The organism is Streptacidiphilus sp. ASG 303, from assembly GCF_020991365.1.
Classification (GTDB): Bacteria; Actinomycetota; Actinomycetes; order Streptomycetales; family Streptomycetaceae; genus Peterkaempfera.
Window position 1 is genome coordinate 616,169 of record NZ_JAJLRA010000001.1, and the last position, 8,241, is coordinate 624,409.

General features: G+C 76.5%; 6 protein-coding genes, 1 tRNA gene and 1 pseudogene. 3 read left to right on the plus strand and 5 right to left on the minus strand.

Annotated elements, in window-relative coordinates; all coding sequences use genetic code 11:
* Nucleotides 1-45 precede the first annotated feature (45 nt).
* Nucleotides 46-2,370, plus strand: a complete 2,325-nt coding sequence (locus LO771_RS02735) for a helix-hairpin-helix domain-containing protein (protein ID WP_308188817.1) — start codon at nt 46-48, stop codon at nt 2,368-2,370.
* A gap of 300 nt (nt 2,371-2,670) precedes the next feature.
* Here LO771_RS02735 and LO771_RS02740 read toward each other — a convergent pair whose 3' ends face one another.
* Nucleotides 2,671-3,321 (minus strand): hypothetical protein, encoded by a 651-nt coding sequence (locus tag LO771_RS02740; RefSeq protein ID WP_230647896.1) that lies wholly within the window; start codon nt 3,319-3,321, stop codon nt 2,671-2,673.
* A gap of 197 nt (nt 3,322-3,518) precedes the next feature.
* On the opposite strand from LO771_RS02740, the gene LO771_RS02745 reads away from it, so the two are divergent.
* A complete protein-coding gene (locus LO771_RS02745) occupies nt 3,519-3,725 on the plus strand; it encodes a DUF5703 family protein (protein ID WP_230647959.1) in 207 nt (68 codons plus the stop codon).
* 141 nt (nt 3,726-3,866) lie between these two features.
* On the opposite strand, the gene LO771_RS30960 is transcribed toward LO771_RS02745, so the two are convergent.
* The 3 genes from LO771_RS30960 to LO771_RS02760 form a co-directional block, all read right to left on the minus strand.
* The gene (locus LO771_RS30960) at nt 3,867-4,670 is read right to left on the minus strand and encodes a chaplin family protein (RefSeq protein ID WP_230647897.1); all 804 of its coding nucleotides are present in this window, start codon (nt 4,668-4,670) and stop codon (nt 3,867-3,869) included.
* Nucleotides 4,671-4,892: 222 nt separating this feature from the next.
* Nucleotides 4,893-5,144, minus strand: coding sequence for a chaplin (locus LO771_RS02755; RefSeq protein WP_230647898.1), 252 nt, complete (start codon nt 5,142-5,144; stop codon nt 4,893-4,895).
* A 237-nt stretch (nt 5,145-5,381) separates the two neighbouring features.
* Nucleotides 5,382-6,704 (minus strand): M20/M25/M40 family metallo-hydrolase, encoded by a 1,323-nt coding sequence (locus LO771_RS02760; RefSeq protein ID WP_230647899.1) that lies wholly within the window; start codon nt 6,702-6,704, stop codon nt 5,382-5,384.
* 266 nt (nt 6,705-6,970) lie between these two features.
* Here LO771_RS02760 and LO771_RS02765 point away from each other — a divergent pair.
* Nucleotides 6,971-7,055 (plus strand) — tRNA-Leu (locus LO771_RS02765).
* A gap of 1,075 nt (nt 7,056-8,130) precedes the next feature.
* Here the strand turns inward: LO771_RS02765 and LO771_RS02770 are convergent.
* Nucleotides 8,131-8,241, minus strand: a pseudogene (locus LO771_RS02770) (lytic transglycosylase domain-containing protein); the annotation flags it as partial.

Below are 8,241 nucleotides of genomic sequence, written 5' to 3' on the forward strand. Positions count from 1 at the left end.
CCGCGGCTCCTCCGCGGACCGAGCAGCACGACGGGAGCGTGGGCCGTGAGCGACGAGGAGACCTCCGCCCCGGAGGGGCGGCCGGAGCGGGCCGGGCAGCCGGAGCGGGCCGGAGCCCCGGCGGAGGCGCACGGCGCCGGGGCTCCGGAGGCGGCCGCGGCGCGGCCGGACACGGCGAGGCTCGCCGAGGCCATCCGCGCCATGGGGCGCGGCGGGCAGGCCCCGGCCGCCGCCGGGGAGCGGCCGGCCGGGCCCGGCGCCGGCGCGGAGGCCGGGGCCGGCCCGGCGGCCGTGGGCGGTGCCGGGGCGGGCGGGCGCGCGGCGCCCGCCGACGAGCAGCGGGAGGAGGCGCTGCGCGCCGCCTCGGAGGTCCTGGCGGCGGGCGGCGCCCCGGCGGAGCTGGCCGCGGCCGCCGTGGCCGCACTGGGCGACGGCGCCGCCGAGGCGCTCCGTGAGGACCCGTGGACGGTGCTGGCGCTGCCCGGCGTGCGGCCCGAGCAGGCGGACGGGTTCGCCCGCGGCCTGCTCGGACCCGCCGCCGGTCCGGGCGACCCGCGGCGCGCCCAGGCGCTGGCCGTGTGGCTGCTGGAGCGGGCCGCCCTGCACGGGCACACGGCGCTGGAGGTGGCCGAGGTCCGCGCGGAGCTGGAGAAGCTCGGCGTGCCGGACCCGGAGGCCGCGCTGGGCGCGGTCGTCACCGACGGCCGGGTGATGGCCTTCCAGGACGAGGACCTCTCGGCCTCCCCCGGCGGGCGCCCGGCGGCGGACGACGAGGAGGACGAGGGCCCTCCCGTGCGGATGCTCCTCGCCCTCGACCGCCTCGCCCTCGCCGAGGAGAGCCTCGCGGACGGCCTGGTGCGGCTGATGTCCACCTTCGACCCGTACGGGGAGGCCCCGGAGGAGGACGCGGACGCGGCCGGTACGGACACGGCGGACGCGGACACGGCGGACGCGGACACGGCGGACGCGGGCACGGCGGACGCGGGCACGGCCGACGGGCCGGGCGCGGAGGAGGGCGCCGAGGCCGGCGGCCCGGCCGGTCCGCGGCCGGGCCCCCGAGCCTGGGAGGCGGCGGCTGCGGCCGCCCCCTCCCCGTCCGCGGCGGCGCTGGTCCGGGCGGCCGCGGAGTCGGGCCTGGTCCTGCACACCGGCGGTGAGGCGGCCCGCGCCGAACCCGCCGCCCTGGTGGCCGCCGCCCGCGGGCTTGGCCTGCGGGCCTGGGCCGCGGCCTGGACCGCGGAGGGCGCCGCGGCCCTGGGCGCCCTCGCGGACCGGGCCGGCGGCGGCCGGTCCGGTGCGGAGGCCCCCGGCGCCGCGCAGGACGCCGGCAGCGCGGAGGGCGCCGCCGACGCGGCCCCGGTCGGCGCCCCGGACCCCGGGGAGGGTCGGCCCGGCGAGGAGGCCGGGGGCCGGGAGCGGCCCTCCTCCCCCGCGGCGGCCGTCACCCTGGCCGGCCTGCTGTCCGGCACGGAGGGGCCCGGCCGGGAGGCCGACGGCTCGCTGGCGCTGGACCTGCTGGTGGTGTGCGACGCCCCCCTGCTCGACGTGGAGACGGCCGCGACCCTCGCGGAGTCGCTGGCCGACGGGACCAGGCTGGTGCTCAGCGGCGACCCCGGCCAGCTCTGGTCGGCCGGGCCCGGGCGGGTCTTCGCCGACCTGCTGGCCGCGAAGGCGTGCCCGGCGGTGGCCTCCCGGACGCCCGACTTCGGACCGATCGGCGAACTGGTCTCCGGCATCGGCTTCGGCGAGCTCCAGCCGGTCGAGGCACCCGGCCGGGAGGTCGTGATCGTCCCCGCCAAGGACGGCGGGGAGGCGGCCCACCGGGCGGTGCAGCTGGTGGTGGACTCCATCCCCCGCGCGCTCGGCATCCCCGCCGGGGAGGTCGCGGTGCTGACCCCCGGGCACGGCGGCGGCGCGGGCACCCGGGCGCTGAACGCCGCCCTCAAGGCGCGGCTGAACCCGGGCCCCGGCCGGTTCGGCGGGTTCGACCCGGGCGACCGGGTCGTCCACTCACCCGCGCCGGGCAGCTCCGTCCCGGGCACCGTGGTCTCCGCCGACGCCGCGGGCCTCCACCTCGACCTGGACGGGCGGCGCACCACGGTCCCGCGCGAGCGGGTCGCCGAGCTGCGGCACGGGTGGGTGCTCTCCGTCCACCAGGCCGTGGGGCGGCGCTGGCCGGCCGTGGTCGCGGTCCTGCCGGACGACGCCGCGGGGGCGCTCACCCGGCAGCTCGTCTACACGGCCTTCGGCCGTGCGGAGCGCCACCTGTCCGTGGTGCACGCGGCGGGACAGGCGCTGCCGCAGGCCGTGGCGTCGGTGCCGGCCCGGCCCCGCACGACCCGGCTGCGCGGCATCCTGGCCGGGCAGTAGGGGCCGGGCGGCAGGGGCCGGCCGGAGGCGGTCCGGGCCGGAGGCCGGGGCAGGCGGGAGGTGCGGGCTGGCCGGAGGTCCGCCGACGGCGGGCGGGCGGTACGGAGAGGCAGCGCTGACGGCGCCCGGACCGGACTCCGCCCGTTCCCGACCCGGCCGTTCCCGACCCGGCCGCGTCCGACCTGGTCGCACCCGGCCCGGCGGTGTCCGGCACGGATCGGCCGCCCCCGCCCGACGACGCACCGGGGCGGCTCCCCCGCGTACCGCGGAGGGGCCGCCCTGGCCGGCCGGCGTACCCGGTCAGTGCTCCGGGTCGAGCGCCTCCAGCTCGTCGTCGTAGACCTCGCTGACGTCGAAGCGGCAGATCAGCAGCTGCGGGTCCGCGTCGTCGAAGGGCTCCGGCAGCCACTCCCCCGGCTCGGCGGGCTCCGCCGCCGACACCCACAGCGTGGAGTCGCCCTCCTCCAGGCCGAACTCCTCGCAGCGCGAGGCGATCTCGTCGGGCTCGTACTCGCCGAAGAGCACGCCGATGGCGGCGTTCAGGCTCCCCGCGGCGGGCCGTGCGGCGCCGGGCACCGGGGGCGGCGCGGCCAGGCCGCCGTCCGGGCCGCCGTCCAGGCGGACGGCCTGGGCGCGCAGCCGCTCCGGATCGGCGACGACGTAGTCGCGGCGGATCAGCACGCTGATCGCCTCCGGCTCGTCCGGCCCCAGGTAGGCGGCGGCGCTCTCGTCGCCGGGCACCTCGAAGGGCGTCACCTCGTCGTAGGCGTCGTACAGGATCTCGTCATAGGCGTCGGCCGCCGCAGCCAGCGCTTCGTAGGCGGCGAAGACCGCCGGGTCGTTCTCCCCCGAGCGGCGCTCGACCGCCTCCAGGTGGCGGTCGAGTGCCTCCTTGACCGCCTCGGCGGCGGCGCGTACCTCGGCAACGGTGGGCTGCGCTGCATCAGACATGGCTCAGACGCTATCCGTACCGGGTGGTGCGTCGCACCGCCCTTACCCGGTCGGGGTGTGTTTTCGGCAGAAGTGACCGGGCATGCCGGGCATGCGGGCGCCTGTCGCCCCCGGGCGCGGCGTGGGACCATGGAGTCCGGCGACTGTCGGCGGGCGTCAGTAGGCTTGCCGGAGACGACCAGCGGGAGGACAGCTTGATCCCATCGAAGACGGTCCGCCAGCCGGAGTACGAGTACCAGTCGCTGCGGCTCCCGCGGGGGACGACCCGCAACGCCGCACGCCGGCTGCTCACCGAGCACGCCGAGTACGGCCACTGGGAGCTGGACCGGCTGCGGCTGTTCCCGGACGGGAGCCGCAGCGTGGTGCTGAAGCGGAAGATCATCCGCCAGGTCCGCGCCTGGTGAGCCGGTCCCCCTGCCGGAGCGGGGGGCATGGAGCAGGACACGACGACGCGAGCGGGAACCCCGGACCGGGTTCCCGCTCGCGTCGTCGTCGCGGCGGCCGGGGCCGTCGGCCCCGGCCGCCCTGGTCCGGCCTGCGAGCGCTCAGCGGCCGCCGACGCGGCCGCGGCGGTAGAGCACGGCACCGCCCAGGATCATCCCGGCGGCGAGGGTGCCGGCGAGCGCCGTGCCGCCCGCACCGGTGGACGCCAGCGCCTCGTGGGCGTGGTGGCCGACGGTCGTGGAGCCGCCGCTGGGTGCGGCGTGGTGCACGGGGGGCTTGCCCGGGTGGTGGTGCACAGGAGGCTTGCCCGGGTGGTGGTGCACAGGAGGCTTGCCCGGGTGGTGGTGCACAGGAGGCTTGCCCGGGTGGTGGTGCACAGGAGGCTTGCCCGGGTGCCACTCGTGGCGCGGCGGCTGCTCGATGTTGAAGCACGAGTTGCCGGCGGCCGCGTTGCCGAGGCCGACACCGGTGACCGTGTTGCCGCACGCGTTGACCGGGATGTCGACCGGCACCTGGACGGTGTTGCCGCTGAGCACGCCGGGCGAGCCCTGGGCGGTGCCCTCGGCGTCGGCGCCGCCGCCCCGGGTGGTGCCGTGGCCGTCGCGGCCGCCGTGCTCGCCCCGTCCGCCGCCGTGGACGCCGTCGTGGTCACCGCGCCCGGGAGAGACGTTGGCGCAGGTGTTGCCGAGGGCAGGGTTGAGCAGCCCGATGACGTTGATGGTGTTGCCGCAGACGTTCACCGGGACGTCGACCGGGATCTGCACCGTGTTGCCCGACCCGACGCCGGGCGAGCCGACGGCAGCACCGTGCGCGTCGGCGGAGGCAAAGGCGTAGCCGGCCGTCGACGCCAGCACGCTGCCGGTGGCCATGGCCGTGAGGAGACCCCTCTTGGCTGCCTGTCGCATTGGTTCCCCTGACCTCATTCAATTCGTGTAGGTGATGGCGTGTACTCAATCTTTACCCGCCCCCTGGTCAACGAGGGAACGGCAATCAGGTTGGGCCATACACAGTTTTTTCACCCGGCCGGGTGAGGATCGGGCCGAAAGGCCCCACCCGCGGAGCAACGGCCGGAAGGGGGCGCGCCCTCCGGGAGACGGCCGTCTCCCGGTGGGCGCGCCCGGCCTCGCTCAGACGTTGGCGCAGCTGTTGCCGAACGCCGGGTTGAGCAGGCCGATCACGTTGATGGTGTTGCCGCAGACGTTGACGGGCACGTGCACCGGAACCTGGATCACGTTGCCGGACAGCACACCGGGCGAGCCCACCGCGGTGCCCTGGGCGAGGGCGCCGCCGCCCGTGGTGGCACTCGCGGCACCGGCACCGGCCATGACCAGACCGCCGGTGGCGGCGACAACGGCGGCGATCTTCCGGTTGACCTTCATGGGATTTCCTCCTAGTTGTCAGCACAACCCTCTCGGTGGGCTGCATATGAGTGAACGAGACTGCGGCAAACGGGGTACGCCGCGGTGCGGCCGTTCACCCTCGGAGGTGATTCTCCGAATCGGTGAGCGAAAATGCGGAGGCCCGTTCCCCCGGCTCTTCCGAGCCGGGGGAACGGGCCTCCCGCAGGGCCTGCGGCGGCGCCGCCGGTGTCAGGCGTCAGGCGTCAGGCGGACGGGTCAGCAGGCGTCGAGGAACCGGTCCAGCACCCGCACGCCGAACTGCAGGCCCTCGACGGGCACCCGCTCGTCCACGCCGTGGAACATCCCGGCGAAGTCCAGCTCCGGGGGGAGCCGCAGCGGGGCGAACCCGAAGCAGCGGATGCCGAGGTCCTGGAAGGACTTGGCGTCGGTGCCGCCCGAGAGGCAGTACGGCACGGCGCGGGCGATCGGGTCCTCCGCCCGCAGCGCGGACTGCATCGCCTCCACCAGGGCGCCGTCGAAGCTCGTCTCCACCGCCCGGTCGGAGTGGACGGTCTCCCGCCTGACGCGCGGGCCCAGCACCCGGTCCAGGTCGGCCAGGAACTCCTCCTCGAAGCCGGGCAGGAAGCGGCCGTCGACGTGCGCCGTCGCCTGCCCGGGGATGACGTTCACCTTGTAGCCGGCGCCGAGCATGGTCGGCTGGGCGGTGTTGCGCAGGGTGGTGCCGATCATCTTGGCGATGCCGCCGAGGGTCTTCAGCGTCTCGTCCATGTTCTCCGGGTCGAGCTCGACGCCCAGCGCGTCGGACAGCTCGTCCAGGAAGGCCCGCACCGTCTTGGTGACCCGCACCGGGAAGGTGTGCCGGCCGAGCCGGGCCACGGCCTCGCACAGCTCGGTGATGGCGTTGTCGGTGTTGGTCATCGACCCGTGGCCGGCGGTGCCGTCCACGGTCAGCCGCATCCAGTGCATGCCCTTCTCGGCCGTCTCGACCAGGTACAGGCGCAGCTGCTCGTTGACGGTGAAGGAGAAGCCGCCGACCTCGCCGATCCCCTCGGTGACGCCCTCGAAGAGGTCGGGGTGCTTGTCGACCAGGTACCGGGCCCCGTACACGCCGCCGGCCTCCTCGTCGGCGACGAAGGCGAGGACGAGGTCGCGCGGGGGCTTGCGGCCCGTGCGCAGGCGGTCGCGGACGACGGCCAGGGTCATCGCGTCCATGTCCTTCATGTCGACCGCGCCGCGGCCCCAGACGCAGCCGTCGGCGATCTCGCCGGAGAAGGGGTGGTGGGTCCAGTCCTCGGCGTTGGCGGGCACCACGTCGGTGTGGCCGTGGATCAGCAGCCCGGGGCGGGAGCGGTCCTCGCCCTCGATGCGGACCACGGTGCTGGCCCGGCCCGGAGCAGACTCGATGATCTTCGGCTCCAGGCCGAACTCGGCGAGCTGCTCCGCCACGTACTCGGCGGCGGCGCGCTCGCCCGGCCCCGAGTGGTCGCCGTAGTTGCTGGTGTCGATCCGGATCAGGTCGCGGCAGATGCCGGTGACCTCGGACTCCGCGGTCACCGGCTCGGGCTTCGACGCGCTCACGGTCTCTCCTGCTCTCCCGGAAGGGCCGGGGTCCGCCCCGGGGGCCGGGGCTGTGGGTGGAGGCACACTGCCGACCATCCTGCCTCCCGGCGCGCTCCCGCCCAAGGGCGGACCGCGCAGGACCGGCGGATCGTCCCAGGTGGAACCGGTGGGCACGGCCGGGGGCGGACGCCCCGCGGCCCGGCGCGGTTTTGGGTGGGCCTCCTGATCTTTGCTATGGTTACCCGTGTCGCCGCGGGCAACGGAAACGGAACCGCGGACACCCTGTCCGGGTGGCGGAATGGCAGACGCGCTAGCTTGAGGTGCTAGTGCCCTTTATCGGGCGTGGGGGTTCAAGTCCCCCCTCGGACACAGCAGGCGGAGGCCCCGGTCGCGGAAGCGGCCGGGGCCTCCGTCGTCGTGCGCACCGGGGGGTGCCGGACGACGGGCACACGGGCAGGGCCCCCACTGCCGGGCACGGGGGACGGCCGCCCCGCGGACAGGGCGCCGGGCCGGGTCGGTCCGGGACGGCAGCGGATCCGTGCCGGGCGTCCTCCGCATCCGCGGACGGCTCGCGGAGACTCCGGAAGGAGGCGTACGCGGCGGCCAGCAGGTCGCGGAAGGAGACATGGCGCTCGGGCCCCTGCCCCGACCAGGACGAGAGCCAGTACGCGGCCCACTCGCCCCGGTCGTCCACGTGCTCCGGGTCGAGGAGCATGACGGCGGCGTCACCCTCGAGCGAGAGCCGCAGCGACCGGCCGAGGACCTCGGCCTCGGAGGTCCCGTCCTCGTCGGCTTCGCCGCCGGAGCACCCGATCCAGTGGCTCTCGTCCGTATCGGCCAGCCAGGCGAGCCCGTCGGCCCCCGCAAGCCGGTGGATGAACGGCCCGGCCTCGCGCCAGCCGTCCGTGACCAGCAGGAACGCACGGAGGGACGGCGGCAGGCCGCGCCCCAGCCGGGCCTCGGCGGCCGCGACTGCCCCGGGGGTCGCCGGGGCGGACCCGAGCCAGCCGCCCGCCCGGACGTCCTCGTCGAGGGGCCCGTCCCGCTCGGGGTCGTGCCCTGCGATCCACTCCGCGCTCCAGCGCTCCAGGAACGGCCGCCACCCGCCGTGGTCCATCTCCGCGCCCCCTCGTCCGCCCGACGGCACCGTCACGGTGACCGGCCGCCCCCACAGCAGAGCACACCGGTACGACACTCCGCCCCGGACGGTCGCGCGGACCGGCCTGCGGCCGGGTCCGCGGGGCGGGCACGGGCGGCCCGTCTGGTACCGGGGTCCGGTGCGGCGCGGTCCCCACCGGCGTCCCGTCGGGGACGCGCCTGGGGCCGGGGGCGGAGCCGGGGGTGCGGGACGGCCCCGAGGGCCCCGGACGGTGTCCGGGGCCCTCGGAGCCGGGTTCGGCTGCTGGTGCTGCTGCGCCGCTGTCCTGCTGCTGGTGCTGGTGGCTCAGTACCAGTGGTGGGTCTGCCAGAAGGCCCAGGCGGCGTTGGGGCTGCCGTAGCGGGAGTTCATGTAGTCCAGGGCCCAGCGGATCTGGGTGGCGGGGTTGGTGCGCCA